The 25,349-nt window shown below is 71.8% G+C and carries 25 protein-coding genes and 2 riboswitches; of the genes, 10 read left to right on the plus strand and 15 right to left on the minus strand.

The annotated features are described in order from the left end of the window. From AB0K14_RS03485 to AB0K14_RS03495, 3 genes are read right to left on the minus strand one after another with little or no spacing between them, the layout of a single operon-like run. Window positions 1-834, minus strand: a complete 834-nt coding sequence (locus AB0K14_RS03485; protein WP_360454355.1) for a carbohydrate ABC transporter permease — start codon at window positions 832-834, stop codon at window positions 1-3. A gap of 2 nt (window positions 835-836) precedes the next feature. Next, entirely contained in the window at window positions 837-1,826 is a 990-nt protein-coding gene (locus AB0K14_RS03490) for a sugar ABC transporter permease (RefSeq protein ID WP_360453952.1), read from the minus strand. A gap of 7 nt (window positions 1,827-1,833) precedes the next feature. Beyond that, window positions 1,834-3,117 carry a sugar ABC transporter substrate-binding protein gene (locus AB0K14_RS03495; RefSeq protein WP_360453949.1) on the minus strand — a complete coding sequence of 428 codons (1,284 nt, stop codon included), beginning with the start codon at window positions 3,115-3,117 and terminating at the stop codon, window positions 1,834-1,836. A 242-nt stretch (window positions 3,118-3,359) separates the two neighbouring features. On the opposite strand from AB0K14_RS03495, the gene AB0K14_RS03500 reads away from it, so the two are divergent. Both AB0K14_RS03500 and AB0K14_RS03505 read left to right on the plus strand, forming a co-directional pair. After that, a complete protein-coding gene (locus tag AB0K14_RS03500) occupies window positions 3,360-4,118 on the plus strand; it encodes a GntR family transcriptional regulator (protein WP_360453946.1) in 759 nt (252 codons plus the stop codon). Between the two features lie 942 nt (window positions 4,119-5,060). Next, the gene (locus tag AB0K14_RS03505; RefSeq protein WP_360453944.1) at window positions 5,061-6,518 is read left to right on the plus strand and encodes an MFS transporter; all 1,458 of its coding nucleotides are present in this window, start codon (window positions 5,061-5,063) and stop codon (window positions 6,516-6,518) included. Window positions 6,519-6,523: 5 nt separating this feature from the next. On the opposite strand, the gene AB0K14_RS03510 is transcribed toward AB0K14_RS03505, so the two are convergent. Further along, the gene (locus AB0K14_RS03510) at window positions 6,524-7,444 is read right to left on the minus strand and encodes a threonine/serine dehydratase (protein WP_360453941.1); all 921 of its coding nucleotides are present in this window, start codon (window positions 7,442-7,444) and stop codon (window positions 6,524-6,526) included. Between the two features lie 531 nt (window positions 7,445-7,975). Here AB0K14_RS03510 and AB0K14_RS03515 point away from each other — a divergent pair. Continuing rightward, the gene (locus AB0K14_RS03515; protein WP_360453938.1) at window positions 7,976-9,142 is read left to right on the plus strand and encodes a S1 family peptidase; all 1,167 of its coding nucleotides are present in this window, start codon (window positions 7,976-7,978) and stop codon (window positions 9,140-9,142) included. A 97-nt stretch (window positions 9,143-9,239) separates the two neighbouring features. On the opposite strand, the gene AB0K14_RS03520 is transcribed toward AB0K14_RS03515, so the two are convergent. Continuing rightward, window positions 9,240-9,995, minus strand: a complete 756-nt coding sequence (locus AB0K14_RS03520; RefSeq protein WP_360454352.1) for a class III extradiol ring-cleavage dioxygenase — start codon at window positions 9,993-9,995, stop codon at window positions 9,240-9,242. After that, window positions 9,995-10,654 (minus strand): thiamine phosphate synthase, encoded by a 660-nt coding sequence (thiE, locus tag AB0K14_RS03525; protein WP_360453936.1) that lies wholly within the window; start codon window positions 10,652-10,654, stop codon window positions 9,995-9,997. Before thiE ends, AB0K14_RS03520 begins: the two co-directional genes overlap by 1 nt. Window positions 10,655-10,698: 44 nt before the next feature. Next, a riboswitch (TPP riboswitch) is annotated at window positions 10,699-10,810 on the plus strand. On the opposite strand from thiE, the gene thiO reads away from it, so the two are divergent. From thiO to AB0K14_RS03545, 4 genes are all read left to right on the plus strand, one after another. Then, a complete protein-coding gene (gene thiO / locus AB0K14_RS03530) occupies window positions 10,796-11,803 on the plus strand; it encodes a glycine oxidase ThiO (protein WP_360453933.1) in 1,008 nt (335 codons plus the stop codon). It overlaps the preceding riboswitch by 15 nt. Further along, window positions 11,800-12,000 carry a sulfur carrier protein ThiS gene (gene thiS, locus AB0K14_RS03535; RefSeq protein ID WP_360453930.1) on the plus strand — a complete coding sequence of 67 codons (201 nt, stop codon included), beginning with the start codon at window positions 11,800-11,802 and terminating at the stop codon, window positions 11,998-12,000. The genes thiO and thiS overlap by 4 nt, the downstream gene beginning before the upstream one ends. Before the next feature lies 1 nt (window position 12,001). Beyond that, window positions 12,002-12,757 (plus strand): thiazole synthase, encoded by a 756-nt coding sequence (locus AB0K14_RS03540; protein WP_360453927.1) that lies wholly within the window; start codon window positions 12,002-12,004, stop codon window positions 12,755-12,757. 62 nt (window positions 12,758-12,819) lie between these two features. Then, a complete protein-coding gene (locus AB0K14_RS03545; RefSeq protein WP_360453924.1) occupies window positions 12,820-13,248 on the plus strand; it encodes a MarR family transcriptional regulator in 429 nt (142 codons plus the stop codon). A gap of 8 nt (window positions 13,249-13,256) precedes the next feature. On the opposite strand, the gene AB0K14_RS03550 is transcribed toward AB0K14_RS03545, so the two are convergent. The 4 genes from AB0K14_RS03550 to thiC form a co-directional block, all read right to left on the minus strand. Continuing rightward, a complete protein-coding gene (locus AB0K14_RS03550) occupies window positions 13,257-14,177 on the minus strand; it encodes an LD-carboxypeptidase (RefSeq protein ID WP_360453921.1) in 921 nt (306 codons plus the stop codon). A 7-nt stretch (window positions 14,178-14,184) separates the two neighbouring features. Then, window positions 14,185-14,808 carry a VanZ family protein gene (locus AB0K14_RS03555; RefSeq protein ID WP_360453918.1) on the minus strand — a complete coding sequence of 208 codons (624 nt, stop codon included), beginning with the start codon at window positions 14,806-14,808 and terminating at the stop codon, window positions 14,185-14,187. Between the two features lie 84 nt (window positions 14,809-14,892). After that, on the minus strand, window positions 14,893-15,696 hold the full coding sequence (gene thiD, locus AB0K14_RS03560; protein WP_360453915.1) for a bifunctional hydroxymethylpyrimidine kinase/phosphomethylpyrimidine kinase: 804 nt from the start codon (window positions 15,694-15,696) through the stop codon (window positions 14,893-14,895). 3 nt (window positions 15,697-15,699) lie between these two features. After that, a complete protein-coding gene (thiC, locus tag AB0K14_RS03565) occupies window positions 15,700-17,349 on the minus strand; it encodes a phosphomethylpyrimidine synthase ThiC (protein WP_360453912.1) in 1,650 nt (549 codons plus the stop codon). Beyond that, window positions 17,341-17,467: riboswitch (TPP riboswitch) on the minus strand. Its footprint overlaps the gene before it by 9 nt. A gap of 101 nt (window positions 17,468-17,568) precedes the next feature. Here thiC and AB0K14_RS03570 point away from each other — a divergent pair. Next, window positions 17,569-18,330 carry a hypothetical protein gene (locus tag AB0K14_RS03570; RefSeq protein ID WP_360453909.1) on the plus strand — a complete coding sequence of 254 codons (762 nt, stop codon included), beginning with the start codon at window positions 17,569-17,571 and terminating at the stop codon, window positions 18,328-18,330. A 37-nt stretch (window positions 18,331-18,367) separates the two neighbouring features. Here AB0K14_RS03570 and AB0K14_RS03575 read toward each other — a convergent pair whose 3' ends face one another. Next, a complete protein-coding gene (locus AB0K14_RS03575; RefSeq protein ID WP_364337282.1) occupies window positions 18,368-18,910 on the minus strand; it encodes a DapH/DapD/GlmU-related protein in 543 nt (180 codons plus the stop codon). A gap of 33 nt (window positions 18,911-18,943) precedes the next feature. Next, complete coding sequence (locus tag AB0K14_RS03580; protein WP_360453903.1) at window positions 18,944-19,528, minus strand: peptide deformylase; 585 nt, start codon at window positions 19,526-19,528, stop codon at window positions 18,944-18,946. A 111-nt stretch (window positions 19,529-19,639) separates the two neighbouring features. Between AB0K14_RS03580 and AB0K14_RS03585 the strand changes: the two genes are divergently transcribed. Both AB0K14_RS03585 and AB0K14_RS03590 read left to right on the plus strand, forming a co-directional pair. Next, on the plus strand, window positions 19,640-19,936 hold the full coding sequence (locus tag AB0K14_RS03585) for a DUF3263 domain-containing protein (RefSeq protein ID WP_360453901.1): 297 nt from the start codon (window positions 19,640-19,642) through the stop codon (window positions 19,934-19,936). Beyond that, complete coding sequence (locus AB0K14_RS03590) at window positions 19,933-20,577, plus strand: LytR C-terminal domain-containing protein (protein ID WP_360453899.1); 645 nt, start codon at window positions 19,933-19,935, stop codon at window positions 20,575-20,577. The genes AB0K14_RS03585 and AB0K14_RS03590 overlap by 4 nt, the downstream gene beginning before the upstream one ends. 78 nt (window positions 20,578-20,655) lie before the next feature. Here the strand turns inward: AB0K14_RS03590 and AB0K14_RS03595 are convergent, their stop codons facing one another. From AB0K14_RS03595 to AB0K14_RS03605, 3 genes are all read right to left on the minus strand, one after another. Next, window positions 20,656-23,001, minus strand: a complete 2,346-nt coding sequence (locus AB0K14_RS03595; protein ID WP_360453896.1) for an AAA family ATPase — start codon at window positions 22,999-23,001, stop codon at window positions 20,656-20,658. A gap of 602 nt (window positions 23,002-23,603) precedes the next feature. Beyond that, the gene (gene pssA, locus AB0K14_RS03600; protein ID WP_360453894.1) at window positions 23,604-24,575 is read right to left on the minus strand and encodes a CDP-diacylglycerol--serine O-phosphatidyltransferase; all 972 of its coding nucleotides are present in this window, start codon (window positions 24,573-24,575) and stop codon (window positions 23,604-23,606) included. Window positions 24,576-24,579: 4 nt separating this feature from the next. Further along, on the minus strand, window positions 24,580-25,293 hold the full coding sequence (locus AB0K14_RS03605; RefSeq protein ID WP_360453891.1) for a phosphatidylserine decarboxylase: 714 nt from the start codon (window positions 25,291-25,293) through the stop codon (window positions 24,580-24,582). Window positions 25,294-25,349: the final 56 nt, after the last annotated feature.

Below are 25,349 nucleotides of genomic sequence, written 5' to 3' on the forward strand. Positions count from 1 at the left end.
CTACCCCTTCACCGCACCGGCGGTGACACCGGTGACCATCTTGCGCTGCACGATCAGGAAGAACACCAGCACCGGCAGGGTGAACAGCGCCGAAGCGGCCATCGCGCCACCCCAGTCCGTGCCGAACGCGGTCTGGAACCCCGACAGCCACACCGGCAGGGTCTCCTTGGCCTGGTCCTTGACCAGCGACAACGCGAACAGGAACTCGTTCCACGCGGTCACGAACGCGAACACCGACGTGGCCACCAGACCCGGACCGAGCAGCGGCAGCGTGACCCGCCGGAACGCGCTCCAACGGCCGCAGCCGTCCACCATCGCCGCCTCTTCGAGCTCGATCGGGATCCCGTTGACGAACCCGCGCAGCGTCCACGCGCAGAACGGCAGCGTCACCGCGAAGTAGATCAGCGCCAACGCGGGCAGCCGGTCCAGCAGGTCCAGGTCGCGCATCATCAGGAACATCGGGATCAGCAACGCCTCGAACGGCGCCATCTGCGCCACCAGCAGCATCATCACGAAGCCCTTGCGCCCCCGGAACCGCATCCGGGACAGCGCCAGCGCCGCCAGCAGACCCACCACGATCGCCGCGACCACCGCGCTCAACGACACCAGCAGGCTGTTGCCCAGCGCGCCGAGGAAGCCCGGCTTGGCCCACGCGGTGGCGAAGTTCGAGCCCGTCACGGAGAACGGGATCAGGTCGTAGTCGTTGGACAGCAGGTCCTTGCGCGGCTTCAACGCCGTCGAGACCATCCAGTAGGTCGGGAACGCGAAGAACAGCGCGACGACCAGCGCGACGACGTTCCCCGTGACCTTCTTGGCCGAGGACACCTTGTTCACGGTCACAGCTCGCCCTCCTGGGAACGGACCAGCCTGCGCAGGTACTGGAAGGTCAGCAGCCCCAGCAGCGCGACCATCACCACGGACACCGCCGCGGCCACGCCGAAGTGGCTCTTGGAGATGCCCTCCAGGTACTGGTACACGGCCAACGTGGTGCTGCCGCCGTCCGGGCCGCCCTTGCGCATGGCCCAGATCTGGGCGAACACCTTGAAGTCCCACAGCAGCGACAGGAACGTCACCATCAGCAGCAACGGCCGCAGCTCCGGCCACGTCACCGCGCGGAACGTCTGCCACGCCGTCGCGCCGTCGATGCCCGCCGCCTCGTACTGGTCCTTCGGGATCCCGATCGCGCCCGCGTACAGCGAGAACGCCAGGAACGGCACCGCCTGCCACGTGATCAGCAGCCCGATCACGGCCAGCGTCGACGTGCCGGTGGAGAACCACGAGAACCCGGCGAACGAGTCGAACCCGATCTTGACCAGGGTCTTGTTCAGGATGCCGTACTGCTGGTCGAAGATCCACTGGTAGACGGTGGTGGCGGCGAGCAGCGGCATCGCCCACGCCAGCAGCATCGCCACCTGCAGCACGATCCGCACGACTGGGCTGATCTGGCGCATCAGCAGCGCGATCAGCAGGCCCGCGAGGACCGACACGACGACCACGAGCGCGGTGAACACCACGGTGCGCACCGCGATGCCCCAGAACGCCGGGTCGCCCAGGATCTCGGTGTAGTTGTCCAGACCGGTCCACACGACCTCGCCGCGGGTCAGCTCGCGCAGGTTCAGCTTGCGGAAGCTGGTCACCAGGACGGAGAGGACGGGCCAACCGATCAGCCAGAGGATGGCCACCACGGCGGGGGCCAGCAGCAGGTAGGGCAGCACCCGGTCCAAGGCGCTGCCCCGACGGCGCGGTGCGCCGTCCGGTGCGGCACGCCGCGGTGCCGACGAGGAGTTCGTCGGCACCGCGGCGTCGGTCGTGTGCACGGCCGTCATCCGATCGTCATCCGCCCAGGGTCTTCGACAAGGCGGTGTTCGCGTCGGCCGCGGCCTGGTCCAGCGGCTTCGCGCCGGTCAGGTACGCCGTCAGCATGTCCTTCAGCGGGTTCTGACCCGCCTCGACCGCGGCCCAGGCCGGCGTGGTCGGGGTGACCTTGCCGTTCGGGGCCGACTCGGCCAGCGCCTTGCCGATCGGGGTGGTGGCGAGCTTGGCGGTGTCGGTCGAGGTGCCCGGCACCGCGCCACCCTCGGCCAGCATGTCCTGGTACTTCTTCGAGCTCAGCAGCTTCAGGTACTCCTTGGCCAGGTCGGGGTTCTGGCTGCCGGCCGGGATGGCCAGGTTGGAGCCGCCCAGGAACACCGGGGCCGTCTTGCCCGAGGTCTTCGACGGGATCGGGAACGCGCTGGTCTTCGCCTTCAGGTCCGGGTTGGCCTTGACCGCGCCCGCCAGCTCCCACGGCAGACCGATCATCATGCCGACCTTGCCGGTGCCGAACACCTCCATCTGCTGCGGGGTGGCCTCGTCGGCGTCCTTGGGCGCCTTCGTGCCGGAGGTGTCGACCAGCTTCTTGTAGAACTCCAGGCCGGCCTTGGCCTGCGGGGTGTCCAGCGCGCCCGCCCAGGCGGAGCCCTGCGGCTTGGCCACGTCGCCGCCCTCGTCCCAGATGAACGACAGCAGCACGTACCACGACTGGCCAGGCAGGTAGAGCGGCTGGAAGTCGGGGTCGGCGGCGTTGGCGGCCTTCAGCTTCTCGATCGCGGTGACCCACTCGTCACGCGACTTCGGCGCGGCGGTGATGCCCGCCGCCTCGAACAGGTCGGTCCGGTAGATGACCGTGCGGTTCGCGGCGTAGAACGGCAGGCCGTACTGCTTGCCGTCCCAGGTCAGCGAGTCCTCCAGGCCGCCGAGCCACTGGTCGCCGTTGAGGCCGGAGACGTCGCCGCTCAGGTCGAGCAGCGTCTCCTCGGCGGCGAACTTCGCCGTCTGGGTGTTGCCGAGCTCGATGACGTCCGGCGGGTTGTTGCTGGTCAGAGCGGTGGTCAGCTTCTCCTGGATGCCGTTCCACTTCTGGATCTCGTACTTGACGGTGACGCCGGGGTGCGCGTCCTGGAACTCCTTGTTCAACGCGTCGGTCAGGGTGGTCGGCGCCGAGCCGTCCATCAACCACACCGTCAGCGTCTTCGGTTCTCCGGAGTTGCCGCTGCCGCCGTCGGAGCTCGTGCCACATCCGGCCACGGCCACCGCGAGTGCGGCGGCACCTACGGCCAGTCCTCTCCAGCCCTTCACGTTGTGCGCCCTTTCCCCATGCCCCGATCCCAACGACCGGAACGCCAAAGTGGTGTAGACCAATGCGGCCTAGAGTGTGCCTCGCCACAGGGCATGTCAAGGCCGTTGCTGGACCGTTGCAAAGTCATCCGACCAATTTCTCGACCGTTGTCGGGGGTTCGGGCGCACGATCGGACGAGGACAAGGCATCCTGTGTCTGGGAGCGCTGGCAATGTCGGCTGGCAAGGGGCGAGGAGGAAGGCATGCTCGAGACGAGCCCTGCGACTGGCGTGGACGCCAGGACTCGCGCGCAGCGCGAGCCGAAGTACTGGGGACTCAAGCGGCACCTGCTCGACCTGCTGCGCGCGCTGCCGCCCGGATCGCCGATCCCGACGGAGCGCTCGCTGGCGGCGGAGTTCGACGTGTCGCGCACCACGGTGAGGCAAGCGCTTGCCGAATTGACCGTGGAGGGTCGGTTGCTGCGCGTGCAGGGCAAGGGCACCTTCGCCGCGGAACCCAAGGTGGCACAACGGCTCCAGCTGTCCTCGTACACAGAGGACATGAAGGCCCAGGGGCGGCAGCCGTCGTCACGGCTGATCGAGGCGTCGGAGATGCCGGCCGAGGCCGAGCTGGCCAGGCTGCTGGGCGTGCGCGCGGGTGCCAAGGTGCTCCGACTGCACCGGCTGCGCCTGGCCGACGGCGAGCCGATGGCGATCGAGACCACGCACCTGGCACTGGGCCGGTTCCGCGGCCTGCGCCGCTACCTCGCGCCCGGCGCCTCGCTGTACCAGGTGCTGCGCGAGCGGTTCGGCGTCGAGATGGGGCACGCCGAGGAGACCATCGAGACGGCGCTCGCCTCGCCGGAGGAGGCCGAGCTGCTGGGCGCGGACATCGGCCTGCCGATGCTGCTGCTGTCGAGGCACTCGTTCGACACGGAGGGCAACCCCGTGGAGTGGGTGCGCTCGGTGTACCGGGGCGACCGCTACAAGTTCGTCGCCACCCTCAACCGCCCCACCGACTGACTGGTTGGCTGACTGGCTGACCGACCCGCCACAACAGCCCCGCACGAACGTCCCCACACGGACGGCCCGACACAGACCCGACAGGAACGGCCCAACAGGAACGGCCCGACACGAACGTCCCCCACGGACAGCCCGCGAGCCGCACCACCCGGCACTTGTCCACCGCCGCCCTTCCCTAAAAGGGAGGGCTTCGTGTCATCCCGCCGACCTGGCTCTGCCCTACCGCGCGTGTCAAGGGGGCGGTGTTCAGGTTTGCCCGTTCGTGCGTCCCTTGCCGCCCCCTTGACACGTGTGGTTGCCCATGGGGAGGTCGGCGGGATGGCACGAAGTCCGGACCCACGACGCAACGAGGGTGGACCGCCCAACCCCGTCATCCTGCTGATCTGCCCGTCCGGCGAGGACATGTTCTTGAGCTCTTGATGTGAAGATCAAGATCGAAAAGCAAGAGCAAGATCGAAAAGCAAGAGCAAAAGCAAAAGCGTCCTCGCCGGACGGGCAGATCAGCAGGATGACCGGGCCTCGCGGTCAACTCCCGTACCAGCGGCGTCCGGACTCCGTGTCATCCCACCGACCTCCCTCCGGGCTACCACACGCGTCAAGGGGGCGGCAAAGGACTCACTGGTGAGGCAGTGGTCAACCCCGCCCCCTTGACACGCGCGGTAGGGCAAAGCCAGGTCGGCGGGATGACACGAAGCCCTCCCTTTTGGGAAGGGCGGTGGTGGACTTGGGAAGGCCGGCGGTGGGCTCGGGAAGGGCGGCGGTGGGCTCGGGAAGGGCGGCGGTGGGCTCGGGAAGGGCGGCGGTGGTGGACCTCGGCGGTGCGACGACTTCGCAGGCGTCCCCCGGCCAGGGGGACCCCTGTTCTTGATACTGCCGGCAGGCACCGACGCTTTGCGCACTCCAGCGCAAGCCTGTGGACAACTCCGGGCGGAGAATGGGCCGGTGACGGAGACAGTGGTGTGGGGCACCGGGCGCGCGAGGGCCGTGTTGGCCACGACCATCCTCGGCTCGGGCATGGCGATGTTGGACAGCACCATCATCAACGTCGCCCTGCCCAGCATCGGCGCGGAGCTGGAGGCGTCCGTCGCGGGCCTGCAGTGGATCCTCGACGGCTACCTGTTGGCGCTGGCCTCGCTGATCCTGGTCGCGGGCTCGTTGGGTGACCGCTACGGCCGCCGCCGGGTGTTCACCTTCGGGGTGCTCTGGTTCGGCGGCGCCTCGTTGTTGTGCGGGTTGGCGCCGACGACCGAGCTGCTCGTCCTCGCCCGCGTGCTCCAGGGCGTCGGCGGCGCGCTGCTCACGCCCGGGTCGCTGGCCATCCTGCAATCGGTGTTCGTCCGCGCCGACCGGGGTCGGGCGATCGGCGCGTGGTCCGGCCTGTCCGGTGTCGCCACGGCGGTCGGACCGCTGCTCGGGGGCCTGCTGGTGCAGGCCTGGTCGTGGCGGCTGGCGTTCCTGGTCAACCTGCCGGTCGCGGCGGTCTGCGTGTGGCTGGCCCGCCGCCACGTGCCGGAGTCCCGCGACGAGGCCCTCACCGGCCGCCCCAACATCGGCGAGTCGGTCCTCGGCGCACTGGGGCTGGCGGGCATCACCGCCGCGCTGGTCGAGGCGCCGGTCCGGGGCGCCGACGTGCTGGTGGTGACGGCGGCGGTGGTCGGTGTCGGCTGCCTGGTGGCGTTCGTCGTGCTGCAACGCCGCGGCCGCGACCCGCTCGTGCCGCCCCAGCTGTTCGCGAACCGGACGTTCGTGCTGGCCAACGCCCTGACGTTCCTGGTCTACGCGGCCCTGGGCGGGGTGATGGTGCTCATGGTGCTGCAACTGCAGGTGTCGTTGCACTACTCGCCGACGGCCGCCGGGCTGGCCAGTGTGCCGATCACGATCCTGATGCTGGTGCTGTCCGCGCGGTCCGGGAACATCGCCCAGCGGCTCGGGCCGAGGGCCCAACTCGTCGGAGGTCCGATCCTGATCGGGGTCGGCATGCTGATGCTGCGGTGGGTCGAGCCGGGCGCGGGCTACTGGACGGGCGTGCTGCCCGGTCTGCTGGTGTTCGGCGTGGGTCTGGCGGCGGTGGTGGCGCCGGTGACGGCGACCGTGCTGGCCGCCGCGCCGGACCGGTACGCGGGGGTCGCCTCGGGCGTGAACAACGCGGTCGCCCGCACCGGCAGCCTGGTCGCGGTGGCCGTGCTGCCCGCCGTGGCGGGCCTGACCGGCGCCCAGTACGCCGACCCGACGGCGCTCACCGAGGGCTGGCAGACGGCCCTGCTGGTGTGCGCGGTCGCGTCGATCGTCGGCGGGTTGCTGGCCGTCGGCACGGACAACCGCGTGTTCAAGGCGACCCCGGAGGTCCCCGAGTGCCGCAGCTGCGGCGTCGACGGGCCGCCCGCGCGCGTGCGCGACTGAGCGCGTCAGAGGTACCGGGCGAACACCTCGGGGTCGAGGTTCCCGCCGGACAGCACGGCCACGGTGCGTTCCGCCGGGCGCGCGAGGTGGGCGGCGACGGTGACGGCGCCGCTGGGCTCCACGACCAGCCGCGCCCTGCGGGCCAGCAGGCCGACCGCCGCGCCGATCTGCTCCTCCGACACGGTCACGATGTCGTCCACGTAGGCGCGCATGTGCTCGAACGTCAGCTCGGACGGCTCGGCGCGCAGCCCGTCGGCGATCGTCCGGGCCCGGTCGGCGGCGGACCACCGGACGAGCGTGCCGGCCCGCAACGACTCGGCCGCGTCGCCCGCGAGCTCCGGCTCGACCCCGATCACCCTGGTGGACGGGCTGAGCGCCTTCACCGCGGCGGCCACCCCGGAGATCAACCCGCCGCCGCTGACGGGCACCAGCACCGCGGCCACGTCCGGCAGGTCGGCCACCACCTCCAGCCCGATGGTGCCCTGGCCGGCGATGACGTCGGGGTGGTCGAACGGCGGGATCAGCGTGGCGCCCCGCTCGGCCACGAGTTCGGCGGCCCGCGACTCGCGCTCGGCCATCGGCACCTGGACCACCTCGGCGCCGTGGGAGCGGGTCGCGTCGACCTTCACCCGCGGCGTGTCCTCCGGCACGACGATGACCGCCGGCACGCCGAACAGCTTCGCCGCGTACGCGACGGCCTGCGCGTGGTTGCCGCTGGAGTAGGCGACGACGCCGCGTGCCCGCACGTCCTCGGGCAGCCGCGCCAGGGCGTTGTACGCGCCGCGGATCTTGAACGCACCGACGGGCTGCAGGCTCTCCGGCTTGAGCCACAGCGCGTCGTCGAACCGCAGCAGGGGTGTGCGGACCGCCGCGCCACCGATGCGGTCGGCGGCGGCCTGGATGTCGGAGATGGTGACGAGTGCCATGGGGTCGATCCTCACCCCTGCGGCGGCGTGGTGACTACACGGGCCGTTACCGGAACTCCTCCTGTGTCACCTGCCCGGTCCAACAGCATTCACACGTACGTGGCTTGCTCTGCCGGATCACTTACATCTGGCAAATCCGCCCGAATCGGTGATCGTCTCACTACCTTGAGTGAGAGTTAACTGTCAAACGCTACACACCGCAGTCGGATCGGCGTGTCCTGTGACACACTTCGCCCTCAGATGGCCCGAACCGTAATAGGTAACAGGGTCATAACGTCGCTCGAACGGGCGAGTACTGGTCGGTAGCGACCGGGGAGGAGGGTCATGCGAGACGCGAGAACGGCGTCGTCGTCGTGCGCCTCACCCTGTGCGACCGCGACCTGGGACACCCGGACGACGACACGGGCGAGAAGTAAAGGGGTGGGGCGACCCCTGCCGCCGCCCCACCACCCGTCCCCCTAGAGCCCCCGAGAGCGGTCCCTGCAACCAGGCTCTCGGGTTCCCTGCACCCGAAGATGAGGGAGACGCCTAATGAACCGCACGAGTGCGGTCCGCCTTGCCACGGCCGTCCTGCTGGCCACCGGCACGGCTTCAGCTCTCAGCGTACCGGCCATCGCGGACACGGCAGCGCCCTATGGCGCAAGCCAGGCCGATACGGAGAGCTACCCCGCCGAGTTGCTCCAAGCGGCGCAACGCGACCTGGGCCTGAACGCCGAACAGGTCACCGCCCGTTTGGCGAGTGACACCCGGGCGGGTGAGGTCGAGTCCGCGGCGCGGTCCGCGGTCGGCAGCGCCTACGCGGGTTCGTGGATCAACGCCGCGACCGGCAAGCTGGTCGTCGCGGTGACCGACTCGGCGAAGGCGGGCGCGGCGCGTGCCGCGGGCGCCGACGCCAAGTACGTCGCCTTCTCGCACCGGCAGCTGACCGGTGCGAAGTCGGCGATCGACGGCCTGTCCGCACCGGCGTCGATCACCGGCTGGCGGGTCGACGAGCAGACGAACTCGGTCGTCGTCGAGGTCAACCGCTTCCAGCGGGACGCGGCGGCGGAGTCGTTCCTGGCCACGGCCAGGTCGGTCAGCCCGGCGGTCCGGGTGGTCGAGGTCGACCAGAGCCCGACCACCCTGTACGACACCCGCGGCGGCGACGCCTACTACATGGGCGGCGGGCGTTGCTCGGTCGGCTTCTCGGTCACCGCGGGTGGCTACGTGACGGCGGGCCACTGCGGCCGCACCGGCACCGCGACCCAGGGCTACAACCGCGTCACCTCGGGCTCGTTCGCGGGCTCGTCGTTCCCCGGCAACGACTACGCCTGGGTGCGCACGAACTCCAGCTGGACCTCGCGTCCGTGGGTCAACCGCTACAACGGCACCAACGTCGTGGTGAAGGGCTCCTCGGAGGCCGCCATCGGTGCGGCGATCTGCCGTTCCGGCTCCACCACCGGCTGGCGCTGCGGCACGGTCCAGGCCAAGAACCAGACGGTCAACTACTCGCAGGGCGCGGTCTACGGCATGACGCGGACCAACGCGTGCGCCGAGCCCGGTGACTCCGGCGGTTCGTGGGTGGCGGGCTCCGGCTACGGCCAGGCCCAGGGCGTGACCTCCGGCGGTTCGGGCAACTGCTCCTCCGGCGGCACGACCTTCTTCCAGCCGGTCAACGAGATCCTCAGCGTCTACGGCCTGAGGCTCGCGATCGGCTGACCGGGACCTACCGCGTGGTCCTCCCTCCGGACCGCGCACCGCTCGCAGAACGCCCCCGGGCTCCGGCCCGGGGGCGTTCCGCGTGTGCGGGCAGTGGTCAGGCGAACTGCACGGAACGCTTGGACAGCCCGTACCAGAAACCGTCCACGGTGGTCGTCGCCTCCGGTGCGGCGCTCGCGCCCAGCGACACGAACAGCGGGGCGAAGTGCTCGGTGCGCGGGTGCGCGACGCCGGCGGCGGGCGCCTTGAGCTGGAAGTCCAGCAACGCGTCCACGTCGCCGTCGGCCAGCGCCCGGCCCGCCCAGTCGTCGAACTCCGCCGACCACGACGGTGGCCGGTAGTCGGGCCCGGCGGACATGTCCACGCAGCTCAGGTTGTGCGTCATGAACCCGCTGCCGACGATCAGCACGCCCTGCTCGCGCAGCGGGGCGAGCCGGCGGCCCACGTCGAACAGCTCGCGCGGGTCGAGGCTGGGCATGGACATCTGCAGCACCGGCACGTCCGCCTCGGGGAACATCTCCTTCAGCGGCACGTACGCGCCGTGGTCCAGCCCGCGCCCCTCGTCGCGCGCCACCGGCCGGTCCACCAGCCGGGCGACCTCGCGGGCCAGGTCCGGCGCGCCCGGCGCGTCGTAGGTGACCTCGTAGTACCGCCGGGGGAAGCCCCGGAAGTCGTACGTGAGCGGCACGGTGGTGGTCGCGCCCAGCGTGAGCGGGTCGTTCTCCCAGTGCGCGGAGACGACCAGGATCGACGCCGGGCGCGGCAGCGTCGCCGACCACGACCTCAGCTCGCCGGTCCAGCGTTCGTCGTCGGCCAGCGGGGGTGCCCCGTGGCCCAGGTACAGCACAGGCATCACCCCGACGACTGTACGCCCTTTAGTTGAAGTTTCAACCAGGCCGCGGTGGCACGGGGGTCGTCGGCCTCGGTGATGGCGCGCACCACCACGACCCGCTCCGCGCCCGCGGCCAGCACCTCGGGCAGCCGGTCGGCGTCGATCCCGCCGATGGCGAACCACGGCCGGTCGGTCGTGCCCGCCGTCGCCCGCACCAGGTCCAGGCCCGGCGCGGGACGACCCGGCTTGGTCGGCGTCGGCCAGCACGGGCCGGTGCAGAAGTAGTCGACACCCGGCTCCACCGCCGCCGCGCGCGCCTGGTCGACGTCGTGCGTCGACCGGCCGATCACCACGTCGTCGCCGACGATCCGCCGGGCGTGCGGCACGGGCAGGTCGTCCTGGCCCAGGTGCAGCACGTCGGCGTCCACGGCGAGCGCCACGTCCGCCCGGTCGTTGACCGAGAGCAGCGCGCCGTGCCGCGCGCACGCCTCGGCGAGCACCTCCAGCGCGGCGATCTCCTGCTTGGCTTCGAGGCCCTTGTCCCGCAACTGCACCACGTCCACGCCACCGGCGAGCGCGGCGTCCGCGAACTCCGCGAGGTCCGGGCGCGCCGGTGTGCAGAGGTAGAGCCGTGCGTCGGCGAGCCGCCGCCTGATCCGCGTTCCGTCGAGTCCTGGCACGGGCCGCACGGTAACCGCCGGCCCGATCCGTGCGCTACGGTGGAACCGGTCCGCACGGGAGCCTGGAGAACACCGGGCTGAGAGGGAGCGTGGTTCGCTCCGACCGTCGAACCTGATCCGGGTCATGCCGGCGCAGGGAGCGTGAGTGCCTTGGCAGTGCGAGTGACCGTCCTCGGCGGTGGTGTCATCGGCCTGTCCGCGGCCTGGTACGCCGCCCGTGCCGGGTACGCGGTCGAAGTGGTCGACCACGGTTCGCCGCACGGCGGTTCCCGGGTCGCGGGCGGGATGCTCGCGCCGATCACCGAGGCGTGGCCGGGCGACGAGGACGTGCTCGCCCTGGGCGTCGAGTCGTTGGAGCTGTGGCCGGAGTTCGCGCGCTCGCTCGGCGTGGAGCTCAGCCCGGCGGGGACGTTGGCGGTGGCCGTCGACCGGGCCGATGTCGAGGTGCTGGACCAGTTGTGCGCCTACCTGGGCCGGATGGGACGGTCCGCGACCCGGTTGACGGGACGTGAGCTGCGCGCCCTGGAACCCGGTCTCGGCTCGGTCCGCAGTGGACTGTCGGTGCCGGGTGACGTCGCCGTGGACAACCGCGCGTTGCTGAGCGCGCTGCGGGACGCTTGTGCGGCCGAGGGTGTGGCGTTCGCCGCCGAGCCGAGCGCGGGCTCCGACGTGACGGTGATCGCGGCCGGCGCGTGGAGCCGTGACCTGCACCCGTTGCTGCGCGGCGTGATCCGGCCCGTGAAGGGGGAGATCCTGCGGCTGTCGGCACGACCCGGCGCGTTGCCGCCGCCCCGGCACACGATCCGCGCCCAGGTGTCCGGCCGGCCCGTCTACCTGGTGCCGCGCGACGGCGGGTTCGTGCTCGGCGCGACCCAGTACGAGGCCGGTTTCGACGGTGACGTGACCGTCGGCGGCGTGCGGGACCTGCTGCGCGACGCCGAGGTGGTGTGGCCGGGCATCGCCGAGTACGCGCTGGTCGAGGCCGCCGCCGGGTTCCGCGCGGGCAGCCCCGACAACGCACCGGTCATCCGGTGGCTCGAACCCGGCGTGCTGGCCGCCACCGGCCACCACCGCAACGGTCTGCTGCTCGCGCCCGTCACGGCGCGGCGGGTGCTCGCCCTGCTCCGCGAAGGAGGAAACAGTCGGTGAAGGCGAAGGTCAACGGTCTGGAGCGGGAACTGGCCGACGGGTCGACCGTCGCCACCGTGCTGGCGCTGCTCGACGCGCCGCCCAGCGGTGTCGCGGTCGCGCTGGACGGCGAAGTCGTGCCGCGGGCGGCGTGGGGTACGACGTTCGTGCCCGACGGGTCCGCGGTCGAGGTGCTGACCGCCGTGCAGGGAGGGTGACGTGGACGACCCGTTGGTGATCGCGGGCCGGGAGTTCGGCTCGCGCCTGGTGATGGGCACCGGTGGCGCGGCGAACCTGTCGGTGCTCGAACGCGCCCTGGTGGCGTCCGGCACGGAGTTGACGACCGTCGCGATGCGCCGGCTGGACACCTCCGGCGGCGGCGTGCTGGACCTGTTGGCCCGGCTGGGCATCGCCGCCCTGCCCAACACCGCCGGTTGCCGCACCGCCGCCGAAGCCGTGCTCACCGCGCGGCTGGCGCGGGAGGCGTTGGAGACGAACTGGGTGAAGCTGGAGGTCGTCGCCGACGACCAGACGCTGCTGCCCGACCCGGTGGAGTTGTTGGACGCGGCGGAGAAGCTGGTCGACGACGGGTTCGTGGTGCTGCCGTACACGTCGGACGACCCGGTGCTGGCGTTGCGGTTGGAGCAGGTCGGCTGCGCCGCCGTGATGCCGCTGGGGTCTCCCATCGGGACGGGGCTGGGCATCCGCAACCCGCACAACATCGAGCTGATCGTGTCCCGCGCGTCGGTGCCCGTAGTGCTGGACGCGGGCGTCGGCACGGCGTCGGATGCGGCGTTGGCGATGGAGTTGGGCTGTTCGGCCGTGCTGTTGGCGACCGCGGTGACCAGGGCGCAGGACCCCGAACGGATGGCGGCGGCGATGCGCGCGGGCGTGGAGGCCGGTCGGTTGGCGCGGTTGGCGGGTCGGATCCCGAAGCGATTCTGGGCGCACGCGTCGAGTCCGGCAATGAGGTGATTGCGTGGCACGGCATGATGGATGCTTCGTTGTGTCCGTCTGCCCCGAGGAGGAGTGCCGTGATGGCCGACCAGGTCGAGGACGCCACCGCCCGGCTGTACCTCGCGATCGGCAGGCTGTCCCGGCTGCTGCGCCGCACCGGGTCACCCGGCCTCGGCCCGGGTGCGGTGTCGGCGTTGGCGACGTTGGCGCAGTGCGGCCCGATGCGGCTGGGTGACCTCGCGGCGAAGGAGGGTGTCGCACCGCCGACGCTGTCGCGGATCGTGGCGGCCCTCGTGGAGGCCCGGTACGTGCGGCGGGAGCCGGACCCGCAGGACGGGCGGGCCTGGTTGGCGACGCCCACGCCGGAGGGCGTGACGATGGTGTCGGGTGTGCGGTCGGCGCGGGTGCGGGAGTTGCAGCGGCGCATCGAGCAGCTGACCCCGGAGCACCGCGACGCCCTGGTCAACGCCCTGCCCGCGTTGGAGGAACTGGTCGGCGAGACCAGCTGACGGCGACGTCAGTGGACCGCGGGCCCGACGGTGAGCGTGCCCGCGTCCACGTCCAGTTCCGCGACCGGTCCCAGTGGCACGGACAGCGGATCGTCGCCGTGGCCGACGTCGACGCCGCCGAGCACCGGGACGCCCAGCGCACCCAGGCGGTCCCGCAGCACGTCGATCACGTTCCAGCCCCGGTCGGTGTAGTCCTCGAAGCCGGGGAACCGGCCGAGCGCGACCCCGCGAAGGCCGCGCAGCGAGCCGGACCGCATGAGGTGCGTCAGGTGCCGATCGACCTGCCCCAGTCCGATGGTGCGCGGCGTTTCGAGGAACAGGATCGCGCCGTCCAGGCTGGGCAGTCCGGCGCCGATGAACCCGACGACAGAGCCGAGGTGCCCGCCGACGAGGTGTCCCGCGGCCGTGCCGGAGACCTCGACGGCCGCCGTGAGCGCTCCCGGATCCCGGTGCAGGACGGTGGGTTCACCGCTCAGCAAGAGCCTCCGCGTCGCCTCCGCGGAGCGGGGCCCGACCAGCCACCCGTGGATCCCGGCGATCCGGCAGTGCCGCCACAGGGCGAGGTGCAGGTTGGTGATGTCGCTGAACCCGACCAGCGGCTTCGGGTCGGCCCGCACGGCGGCGAAGTCGATGCCGTCGGCGATGCGGTACGCGCCCGCGCCACCACGCGTGGCGATCACCGCGCGCACCCCGGGATCACGGTAGGCGTCGTTGAGATCGGCCAGGCGGTCCTCGTCCCGGCCGGCCATGTAACCGTGACGGTCGAGCGCGTGCTCCCCGACTTCCGCGGTCAGCCCCCAGCCGACCAGCGTCCGCACGGCTTCCGCGAGCATCTCGTCACTGGGAAAACTGGCCGGCGAAACCAGCCGGACACGATCCCCGGGACGAATTCGCGGCGGCAGCACGACGGCTTGATCAACCTCGGACATGCGACGACTATCGCAGGTCGGAGGCAGGCGACGGCTGGTCCTGCGGTTCCGGCGGTCGGGCGTAACCGGCGTGGACCGGGCGTGCCGGCGGTGCGGTCGTCTGCTCCGCCAGCGGCGTGCTCGGCCTGCGCGGCGCGAGCGAGGTCAGCAGCGCGGCCACCACGACGGCCCCGAGCGCGCCGACGGTGTTGTTGTAGAAGTCCTGCGCCTCGCACACCCCGATCGCGGTCACCGCCTGCACGAACTCCACCGCCCCGCTGAACAGCCCCGACACGGCGAACACCGCGAACGGACGCCGGGTGGCCAGGGTGGCGAAGAACGCGAACGGCGCCAGCATCACCAGGTTCAGCCGCTCCAGCGACCCGGTGAGCGAGAACTCGTTGCCGACGCACATGCCGATCGGATCGGTCGTGGCGATCGACAGCGACCCGCCGGGTCTGGCCAGGGTCACCGCCAGCGCCAGCGCCAAGCCGCACCCGGCCAGCACGGCGGGCGCCACCGCCCAACCGCGCCGCCGCGCCACCACCAACCCGATCGCGCCCAGCAGCACCGAACCGCCGAACAACACCGCCACCGCCTCAGGTTGGCTCAACACCAACTCGGCGACGTACGCGTCCTGCCGTGCGCTCATGCCTTACAAGACGCACGAGTTCCACGCGGGTGCCTTAAAGCAACCTGAGAACCGGTGACGCGGCACCCGGCCGACGTCCCGCCGCTACCCCTCCAACCGCCACAACGGCGACACCGGACCGACACCGCCACCCAACGGGTACGCGGCCGCGACCGAGCGGACGATGAAGTCCTTGCCGAACCGCACCGCCGTCGGCACGTCCGCACCCCGCGCCAGCTGCGACGCGATCGCCGACGCCAACGTGTCACCGCTGCCGTGGGTGTGCTTGACGTCGTAACGCGGCCCGAGCAGCTCGATGAACTCCGCACCGTCGAACAGCACGTCCAGGCACTCCGGGTCGTCCCACAGGTGCCCGCCCTTCACCAGCACCCACCGCGGGCCCATCGCGTGCAGCGCCTCGGCGGCCTTGCGCTGGTCGGCACGGCTGCGCACCTCGATGCCGGTGAGCAGCCGTACCTCGTCCAGGTTCGGCGTCACCAGCGTCGCCCGCGGGAACAGCAACGCCCGCAACGCGTCCAGCGCGTCGTCGGCCAGCAGCTGGTGCCCGTGCATCGACGCCGCCACCGGGTCCACCACGAACGGCCCGACGTACACCCGGTCCAGCGCCGACGCGACCGCCTCGATGATCGCCGCCGACGCCAGCATCCCGGTCTTGGCCGCGTCCACCCCGATGTCGCCGGCCACCGCCTCGATCTGCGCCGCCACCACGTCCGGCGGCACCTCGGTGTACCCGGTCACGCCCAACGAGTTCTGCACGGTCACCGCCGTGACCGCCGTCATCCCGTGCACACCGCACGCGAACAACGTGCGCAGGTCGGCCTGCAGGCCCGCACCACCGCCGGAATCGGACCCGGCGATGGTGAGGACCCTCGGTGGCGTGGACGCCATCGGTCAGTCCACCACCGGCAGGTAGACCTTGTTGCCGTGGTCGGTGAACTCGTGCGACTTCTCCGACATCCCCGCCTCGATCGCCTCCACAGTGGACAGACCGCGCTCCTCCGCGTACCGCCGCACGTCCTGGGTGATCTTCATCGAGCAGAACTTCGGCCCGCACATCGAGCAGAAGTGCGCCGTCTTCGCCGGCGCCGCGGGCAACGTCTCGTCGTGGTAGGACCGCGCCGTGTCCGGGTCCAGCGACAGGTTGAACTGGTCCTCCCACCGGAACTCGAACCGCGCCTTCGACAGCGCGTCGTCCCAGTCCTGCACGCCCGGGTGGCCCTTGGCCAGGTCGGCCGAGTGCGCCGCGATCTTGTACGTGATCACGCCCGTCTTCACGTCATCCCGGTTGGGCAGGCCCAGGTGCTCCTTGGGCGTGACGTAGCAGAGCATCGCGGTGCCCAACCAGCCGATCTGCGCCGCCCCGATCGCCGACGTGATGTGGTCGTACGCGGGCGCGATGTCCGTGGCCAGCGGCCCGAGGGTGTAGAACGGCGCCTCGCCGCACCACTCCTCCTCCAACCGCACGTTCTCCGCGATCTTGTGCATCGGCACGTGACCCGGGCCCTCGATCATCACCTGCACGTCGTGCGCCCGGGCGATGTGGGTCAGCTCGCCCAACGTGCGCAGCTCGGCGAACTGGGCCTCGTCGTTGGCGTCCGCGATCGAACCCGGCCGCAGCCCGTCACCCAGCGAGAACGTGACGTCGTACTCGCGCAGGATCTCGCACAGCTCCTCGAAGTGCGTGTAGAGGAAGCTCTCCTGGTGGTGCGCCAGGCACCACGCCGCCATGATCGACCCGCCGCGGGACACGATGCCGGTCACCCGGCGCGCGGTCAGCGGCACGTACCGCAGCAGCACGCCCGCGTGCACCGTCATGTAGTCGACGCCCTGCTCGGCCTGCTCGACCACGGTGTCGCGGTAGACCTCCCACGACAGCTTCGCCGGATCGCCGTCCACCTTCTCCAGCGCCTGGTAGATCGGCACCGTGCCGATCGGCACCGGCGAGTTGCGCATGATCCACTCGCGCGTCTCGTGGATCCGCTTGCCCGTGGACAGGTCCATGATCGTGTCGGCGCCCCACCGCGACGCCCACACCATCTTCTCCACCTCGTCCTCGATCGAGGACGACACGGCCGAGTTGCCGATGTTCGCGTTGATCTTGACCAGGAACTTCTTGCCGATGATCATCGGCTCGGCCTCGGGGTGGTTGCGGTTGAGCGGGATGACCGCCCGGCCGATGGCCACCTCGTCGCGGACGAACTCCGGGCTCATGTTCTCGCGGGCCGCCACGAACCGCATCTCCGGCGTGATGATCCCGGCCTTGGCGTACGCCAGCTGGGTCACCGCCCCGTCGACCGGCTCGCGCCCCGCCACCCAGCCCGCGCGCAACGCCGGAAGTCCACTGTGGACGTCGATCGTCGCGTTGTCGTCGGTGTACGGACCGGAGGTGTCGTACAGGTCGACGTGCTCGCCGTTGGTCAGCTCCACCCTGCGGAACGGAACCCGCACACCCTCGTCCACCTCGCGGTAGACCTTGTGCGAACCCGAGATGGGCCCGGTGGTGACACTGGGCTTGACCGAACGGTCGTCGAGTGCCGTCACTGCATTCCTCCCTACGCCGGCATTACCCGGTCAGGTTCCGGCGGTCGGCGGCACCGGGACCTCGAAGTCCCAGCCGCCCTCTCAGCCCGCTGTGGCGCGAGCTCCCGCGTGTTGAGTTGTCGGTACGTGTCGAGCTACCGAGCTGACCATAGCCACGGCCCGGTGCCGATGCCAAGGTGCGGATGCCAAGCGCCACCTTTTGCGCGTACCTTTCTCCGCGTGGCTGATCACCAGCCGTTCCCGCCCGGCGCCCGGCGCGTGGCCCGCCCCGCCGTCGTCTCGCCGTGCCCGTCGTGCGGCGACCTGGCCGGCCGCGGCTACCCCGCGTGCCGGTACTGCGCCGAACTCGTGGACCAGTACTGGCTGCTCGACTGGCAGGAGCTGCTCGCCGCCGAACAGCTCGCCGAGGGCGGCGCGGGCGAACGCGAACTGGCCGAGCTCGTGCTCGCCGACGAGGTGGGACGACACCCCTGGACCTGCACCGACTGGGCGATGACCCTCCTCGCGTGCTCCCAGTGCGGCGAGGAACCCGCCACCGGGCCCGTCGACTGCGTCCGGTGCGCCATGGCCGACGGCCTGCGCTGGTCCTGGGACCACGCCGGGCACCCGTCGTCGATCACCGCGAGCGAGCACGCGCTGCGCGTGGCCCGGGCGACGCTGCGGGCACCGCACCGCGGCCGTGCCGCCACCGTCGGCGCGTGGCGGCTGCTGCTGCCGTTCCTGCTGGTGGGGGAGCTGCCGACGGTCGGCGAGGTGCGGCGCGTCCGAGCCGCCGTGCTCGCCGGCGCCTACGGCGAACTCGCCCGCTGCACCACCCACGTCGAACTGGTGACCTACCCCGAACTGCCCTGGCGGCGGCCCGAGCGCCCACCCCGCGCCGACCACCACCCGAAGCCCTCACGCGACCAGCGCACCACCGCGGAACCGCTCCAGAGCGCGGCGCACCCCGGCCCGGGCGAACCGGCCGCCGACCCGGTCTAGGACACCGACCGGCCCCGGGCACCGCGCCACGCCGCCGTCACCACTGGCGGCGGACGGCGGCCTTGACCCCGGTCACCAGGCTCGCCGGCGGAACGTCGTCCGCCACGACCGCGCCCGCCGCGATCACCGCGTCGCGCCCGATCGTGACACCCGGCAGGATCGTGGCACCGGCGCCGATCCACACGTTCTCCGCCACGTCGATGGGCCCACCGGTCAACCACCCCCGCCGCTCCTCGGGATCGACCGGGTGGCCGACGGTGATGAACGTGACCTTCGGCCCGACCATCACGCGCTCACCGAGCCGGATGCCCGCGTAGTCCAGGAACGTGCAGTTCTGGTTGACGAACACGCGGTCCGCCAGGTCCAGGCGCAGCCCGTGGTCGGTGTAGAAGGGCGGGTAGATCGTCACCTTCGGCGGCAACGGCCGGCCGAGGATCCGCTCCCACAGCTCCGCCTTGCCCACCTCGTCCTCGAAGGGCAGGACGTTGAGGCGGGAGGTGAGCTCGGTGGCCCGCAGGACCCGCTCGGACATCGCCCGGAACTCAGGGCTGTGGATGCGCACGAGTCGGTCATGGACCACGGCCGGCGCCTTCCTCACGTCGTCGGTCGGCGGTCAGTCGTCCTCGTCGTCCGCGAACGGGTCCTCCGAGGTCGCCGGGTCCCACGACAGACCCGGCACACCCCAACCGTTGGCTTTGAGCATCTTCCGCGCCGCCCGCTTGTGCCGCCCCACCAGCCGGTCCAGGTAGATGAACCCGTCCAGGTGATCGGTCTCGTGCTGCAGGCAGCGCGCGAAGAACCCGGTGCCCTCGACCTCCACTGGCTTGCCGTCACCGTCGAACCCGGTCACCTTCGCCCACGACGCCCGACCCGTCGGGTACGACTCGCCCGGCGCCGACAGGCAGCCCTCGAAATCGTCGTCCGGGTCCGGCATCCCCAGCGGCACCTCGGACGTCACCAGCGTCGGGTTCACCACCAGCCCCCGGTGCCGCACACCCTCGTCGTCCGGGCAGTCGTAGACGAACAACCGCAGGTCGACCCCGATCTGGTTGGCCGCGAGGCCGACACCGTGCGCCGCCGCCATCGTCTCGTACATGTCGTCGACCAGCGTGCGCAGCGTCTCGTCGAACACCTCGACCGGGCGGGTCGGGTTGTGGAGCACGGGATCTCCGGCGATCCGGATGGGGTGAACTGCCATGGCGTGCAGCCTAACGGCGCGTCGGATCGGACGCGCCGACCGATGAACCGCCCCGCGCGAAGATCACGTGATGTAATGGCACCCACGCACGGGACACGGCTGAGGAGCCAGATGGACGCCGCAGAGGCACTGGCGCCGGCGGAGGGGCCGGCCGACGGTTTGAACGACCGGGAGCGCGAGATCCTGGCGTTCGAACGCCAGTGGTGGAAGTACGCGGGTGCGAAGGAACAGGCCGTCAAGGAGCTGTTCGACATGTCCGCGACGCGCTACTACCAGCTGCTCAACGCGTTGATCGAGAAGGAAGAGGCGTTGGCCGCCGATCCGATGTTGATCAAGAGACTGCGCCGGTCCCGCTCCGGCAGGCAACGCGTCCGCGTGGCGAAGCGGCTGGGTGTCGAACGCCGATGACGAACCCGGAACAGCCGGCGGGCCCCGCGCACCCGGCACGCGCCGCGGGCTACGCGCTGCTCGGCGTCGCCGTCATCGCCCTGGTCATCGGCCTGGTCAGCCTGTTCACCGGCGGCCCGGACGACAACCCGCCCGCCGCCCAGTCGACCCCGCCCTCGGTCACCTCGGACACGCCGGACGGCTCGGGCTCGAACACCACGCCCGCGCCCGCGGAGCCGACGACCACCCCGCCCTCGGACACGTCACCGCCCGCCGCCACCACGACCGCGCCCGCGACGTCCGCGAACCCCGGCGGGACCACCGCCGCCCAGCCACCGCCGCCGCCCGTGAGCACGACACCCAAGCCGCCGGTGCGCGTCTACAACAACAGCACCACCCAGGGCCTGGCCTCCCGTGCCCAGGCCGACGTCGAACGAGCCGGGTGGCAGGTCGCCGAGAAGGGCAACTACTCGTCCGGCAACATCCCCACCACCACGGTCTACTTCCGACCCGGCACCGACGAGGAGACCTCGGCCCGCGACCTGGCCCGGATCCTCAACGCCCGCGTGGAACCCCGGTTCGACGGCATCCAGAGCGCCCACGCGGGCATCATCGTGATCGTCACCAACGACTACAAGGGCCCGTCGGGCAAGGTCTCCTAGCCCGCCCCGCCCGACCTGTCGGATCCACCGGACCCGTCCGGCCTGCCCGGCTTGTCGGACCCACCGGACCCGTCCGGCTCACCGCTCGCGCGACTCGGCGTAGGCCGCCAGGGCGGCGAGCTGCGCCGGGTCCAACGACGGCCGCACCCGCTCGCGCGCCGACGCCAGGTGAGCACCCGTCACCTCCGCCGCCGACAACGACTCGCGCATCGCGGTCAACGCGGCCTCCCGGATCAACGCCGCGCAGTCCGCCGCCGAGTACCCGTCCAACTCCTCCGCGACCGCGTCCAGGTCCACGTCCGACGCCAACGGCGTGTTCCGCGACGACGCCCGCAGGATCTCCGCCCGCGCCTCGGCGTCCGGCGGCGGCACGTACACCAACCGCTCCAACCGGCCGGGCCGCAACAACGCCGGGTCCACCAGCTCGGGCCGGTTCGTCGCACCCAGCACGATGACGTCCCGCAACGGCTCGACCCCGTCCAACTCCGTCAGCAGCGCCGCGACCACCCGGTCCGCCACGCCCGAGTCCGACGACTGGCCGCGCCGGGGCGCCAACGCGTCGACCTCGTCCAGGAACACCATCGCCGGCGCCGCCTCGGCCGCCCGCCGGAACAGCTCGCGGACCGCCCGCTCGGACTCGCCGACGAACTTGTCCATCAGCTCCGCGCCCTTGACCGACAGCACGTTCAGCCGCCCGGTGCCCGCCAACGCGCGCACCAGGAACGTCTTCCCGCACCCCGGCGGCCCGTACAGCAGAAGACCGCGCGGCGGGTCGATGCCGAGGCGGGCGAAGGAATCCGGGTACTGCAACGGCCACAGCGCCGCCTCGGTCAACGCCTGCTTCACCTCGGTCATGTCACCGACGTCGGCCAACGTCAGGCCGCCGGTCCGCAACGTGTCCGAAGTGGACATCGAGATCGGACGGACGCTCTCCAACGCACCCAGCAGGTCGGCCTGCGCCACCCGCGGCTCGTCCACGTCCAGCTGGCGCAGGGCGGCCCGCAACGCCGCCTCCCGGCGCAACGCCACCAGGTCCGCCGCGACGAACCCGGGCGTCCGGTCCGCGATCACGCCGAGGTCCACATCGGACTCGACCGGGACGTCGCGCAGCAGCACCCTCAGCAACTCGGTCCGCACCGGCCCGTCGGGCAGCGGCAGGACGAGCTCCCGGTCCACCAGCTCGGGCACGCGCAGCCGCGGGTCGATCGCCTCCGGGTGCGCGCTGGTCACCACCAGAGCGACCCCGTCGGGCCGTTCCCGCAACGCGTCCAGCACCACCGTCGCCACCGGCGGCGCCGAGGCGGCCGGCAACAGCGCTTCCACGTCGGTCAACAACAACACCGCGGGCGCCTGCCCCCGTGCCCGGTTCACCGCGTCGGCGACCCGCTGCGCCGCCGCGTTCGCCTCCAACACCGCGATGCTCGGGGCGGCCACCTCCACCACGGCCGCCTCGGCGCCCTGCGCCACGGCCCGCACGAACGTCGCCTTGCCGACCCCCTCGGGCCCGCTCACCAACGCCGCCAACCGGGTCGTCGCACCCAGCCGAGCCAACAGCTCAGGGTGGCTGAACGTCAGGTCGAACCACTCCGCCAACCGCTTGGCCGCCTCCTGCTGCCCCACCAGGTCCGCCACCGGCACCGCCGCGACCACAGCTTCGACCGCACCGTCGACGCCCCCCGCAACACCCGCCCCCACGTGCGATCCGACCCCACCGGCCGCCACCACACCAGCCGCCCCGACCCCGGCTGTCCCGGCCACGCCGCCCCCAGCCGACCCCGTTCCAGCCACTCCCACCCCGGCCGACCCACCCCCGGCCGACCCACCCCGACCGGCTCCCGACACGACCGCCGGCGCATCACCCGTCCGCGCCCCATCCCGCCACCCGACCACCGTCGACGGCTGCACGGCCACCGGCCCACCGGCGGGGTCCGCGGACGTGATGGTCAACAGCTCGTTGGTCCACGTCATCCCGATGGCGTTGGACAACTTGCGCCGCGTGGCGCTCACATCCGCCCCGGGCGGCGGCGCCAAGTCCTGCGGCAGCAGCGAGACCGCGTCCCCGACGGTCAGCACCTTGCCGGTCAGCGCCATGCGCAGCGTCTCGGGCGTGAGCGACGTCCCAGCCAACCTCGACCCGGCCACGGTGACCGACCGGGCGGCGGCGACGTCCACGGGCGCCACCACCACCTCCGCGCCTTCCACCACGCCGAGGTTCGACAGCGTCACGTCATCCACCAGCACCACACCGGGCGGCCCGTCGCCCGCGGTCGCCGCGGCGAGCGCGGCGCTCACCCGTGCGCCGGTCAGGCGCACCGCGTCCCACGCGCGCAGACCCAGCGCGTCCATCACCTCCGGGTGCAGACGAACCACCCCGCGGCGGGTGTCCAGGGCCGAGGGGGACAGGCGGGCGGTCAGCGTGATCACGAGGATGAGCGTAGTTGGGCCCGGTCGTCCGGGTCGGATGGTTGGCCGCAGCCGAACCTGCCCCGCTCGGGCCCGCTCGGCCGCGATCGACAGAGTCGCGCCGACCGGAGCCCGTCCGCCGAGCCACTCCGCCTGAGCCGCTCTGCCTGGGCCGCTCTGCCTGGGCCCATCCGGTGAGGGCGCCGCTCCGTCTGCGCCCGTCCGGGCCGTCTGCCCGAGCCTGTCCGGCCCGAGCCTGTCTGCCGCAGCCCGTCTTCCCAGGCCCGTCCGGCGCGAGCCCGTCTGGCCCTAGCCTGTCCGGCCCGTGCGCGTCTGCCGCAGCCCGTCTGCCCGGGCCCATCTGGCGCGAGCCCGTCCGGCGCGAGTCGGGGCCGTCCGGTCCGTCTCCATCCGTTCGGCCCGAGTGGCTCGGGGCCGAGGGGGCCAGGGCCGACGGTCCGAGTCCGGCTGTCGCGAGGCACGGGTTGGTTGCCGGCCTCGTTGTTTCAACCGACGTTTCAGGTTCTCAATAACGGCGTTTTGGTGCATGACCCGATCGAGGTTCACTCGATCGGGCACCGCCGAAACCGCCTGAAACAGCAGGTCAGACGCAGTATATCGACCTACGGCCGATCATGCCGGCGCAAGCCGATCTGTCGCCAACCCCGCCGCTTGCCCGGCCGCGCCTGGCCGTTGGTCTCCGCCGCCACCTGCGTCGGATCGGCCATCCGCCGGGGCCGCCGCACGGCACGCATCGCCGCACCCGCCACCCGACCGCCCAACGGCTGCCGCAAGCCCAACCTCCGCGCCGCGACCCCGTGCGCCCGCTTGATCGCCCGCCGATCGGCCGCCGGCACCGACCACGCCTCCGGGTGCTTGGCCAACCACCGGTACCGCCGCACCGAGTACGGCAGGTGCCCGAGGTACACCAGCATCGCCGCGCTCAACGCCGCCAGCGGGAACGTGATGACCGCCGCCGCCAGCAACCCGACCAGCACCAGCAGCGGTGCGACGTACCGCGGTGACACCTTGATCGTCTTCACCGACAGCGTCGGGATGCGGCTGACCAGCAGCAACGCGACCGCGACCGTCCACACCGCGACGACCACGGGCCCGGACCACCACCCGGACCGCCCCAGCTGCTCGTCCAGGATCAGCGGCAGCAGCAGCAACAACCCGCCGGCCGGCGCGGGCACGCCGACGAAGAACTCCTTCGCGAACGGCGGCTGCTCGACCTCCAGCAGCGTGTTGAACCGCGCCAACCGCAGCACCATGCACACCGCGAAGATCAACGCCACGACCCAGCCCTCGCGGCTCAGGTCGAACTTCCACACGTAGATCACCAACGCGGGCGCCACGCCGAACGAGATGGCGTCGGCCAACGAGTCCAGCTCCGCGCCCATCTTGCTGGTCGCGTCGAGCAGCCGGGCGATCCGCCCGTCCAACCCGTCGAACACGGCCGCCGCGGCGATCGAGCCGATCGCCGCCCCGTACATGCCGGTGATCGCGAAGTGCACGGCCGACAACCCGGCGCACATCGCGAGGACGGTGATGGCGTTGGGCAGCAGCCTGATCCCCGGCCCGCTGGGAGCCATCCGCTCAGCCCTCCGAGGGGAGTTCGGCGAGCACGGTCTCGCCGCCGATGGTGCGCTGCCCGGCCTCCACCAGCACGCGGCTGCCGGTCGGCACGTACAGGTCGACCCGCGAGCCGAACCGGATCAGGCCGTAGGTCTGCCCGACCGCCACCTTGTCGCCCTCGGCGACCTCGCACACGATCCGCCGCGCCACCAGGCCCGCGATCTGCACGACCACCACGTCCTGACCGGCCGGGGTGCTCAGCCACACGGTGTTGCGCTCGTTGTCGTCGCTGGCCTTGTCCAGGTCCGCGGACAGGAACTTGCCGGGCCGGTACGACACCTGCCGCACGAGGCCCGCCACGGGCACGCGCTGCACGTGCACGTCGAACACCGACAGGAACACGCTGATCCGGGTCATCGGCGCGGAGCCGAGCCCGAGTTCGGCGGGCGGCACGGCCTCGACGACGTGCGACACCGTGCCGTCGGCCGGTGCGACCGCGACGTCGGGCCGGGTGGGCGTGGTGCGCTTGGGCTCGCGGAAGAACCAGGCGACCCACGCGGTCAGCAGCGCGCCGACGACGCCGGCGCGCTTGGAGTACCGGCGCAGCAGCAGCGTGACGACGGCGGCGCCCGCTACGAAGGGGCGGCCCGCGGGGTGCATCGGGGGGACGATCCCCCGGGCGAGCTGGAGGAAGTGGGAGACGGCACCACTGTGCTTGTCGCGATCGACGGTCATGGCTCTTCCGTGTCAGGGCGGTGCTTCCGGGCCCGCCACACGCTACGCGGCTTCGC

It is taken from the genome of Actinosynnema sp. NPDC050801 (genome assembly GCF_040673975.1).
GTDB lineage: Bacteria > Actinomycetota > Actinomycetes > Mycobacteriales > Pseudonocardiaceae > Actinosynnema.

Coding starts and splice junctions, on each gene's coding strand:
- AB0K14_RS03490 (WP_360453952.1), bottom strand. CDS start 1,826: ATGACGGCCGTGCACACGACCGACGCCGCGGTGCCGACGAACTCCTCG.
- AB0K14_RS03500 (WP_360453946.1), top strand. CDS start 3,360: ATGCTCGAGACGAGCCCTGCGACTGGCGTGGACGCCAGGACTCGCGCG.
- AB0K14_RS03510 (WP_360453941.1), bottom strand. CDS start 7,444: ATGGCACTCGTCACCATCTCCGACATCCAGGCCGCCGCCGACCGCATC.
- AB0K14_RS03515 (WP_360453938.1), top strand. CDS start 7,976: ATGAACCGCACGAGTGCGGTCCGCCTTGCCACGGCCGTCCTGCTGGCC.
- AB0K14_RS03520 (WP_360454352.1), bottom strand. CDS start 9,995: ATGCCTGTGCTGTACCTGGGCCACGGGGCACCCCCGCTGGCCGACGAC.
- AB0K14_RS03545 (WP_360453924.1), top strand. CDS start 12,820: ATGGCCGACCAGGTCGAGGACGCCACCGCCCGGCTGTACCTCGCGATC.
- AB0K14_RS03550 (WP_360453921.1), bottom strand. CDS start 14,177: ATGTCCGAGGTTGATCAAGCCGTCGTGCTGCCGCCGCGAATTCGTCCC.
- AB0K14_RS03555 (WP_360453918.1), bottom strand. CDS start 14,808: ATGAGCGCACGGCAGGACGCGTACGTCGCCGAGTTGGTGTTGAGCCAA.
- thiD (WP_360453915.1), bottom strand. CDS start 15,696: ATGGCGTCCACGCCACCGAGGGTCCTCACCATCGCCGGGTCCGATTCC.
- AB0K14_RS03580 (WP_360453903.1), bottom strand. CDS start 19,528: ATGGCAGTTCACCCCATCCGGATCGCCGGAGATCCCGTGCTCCACAAC.
- AB0K14_RS03585 (WP_360453901.1), top strand. CDS start 19,640: ATGGACGCCGCAGAGGCACTGGCGCCGGCGGAGGGGCCGGCCGACGGT.
- AB0K14_RS03590 (WP_360453899.1), top strand. CDS start 19,933: ATGACGAACCCGGAACAGCCGGCGGGCCCCGCGCACCCGGCACGCGCC.
- pssA (WP_360453894.1), bottom strand. CDS start 24,575: ATGGCTCCCAGCGGGCCGGGGATCAGGCTGCTGCCCAACGCCATCACC.
- AB0K14_RS03605 (WP_360453891.1), bottom strand. CDS start 25,293: ATGACCGTCGATCGCGACAAGCACAGTGGTGCCGTCTCCCACTTCCTC.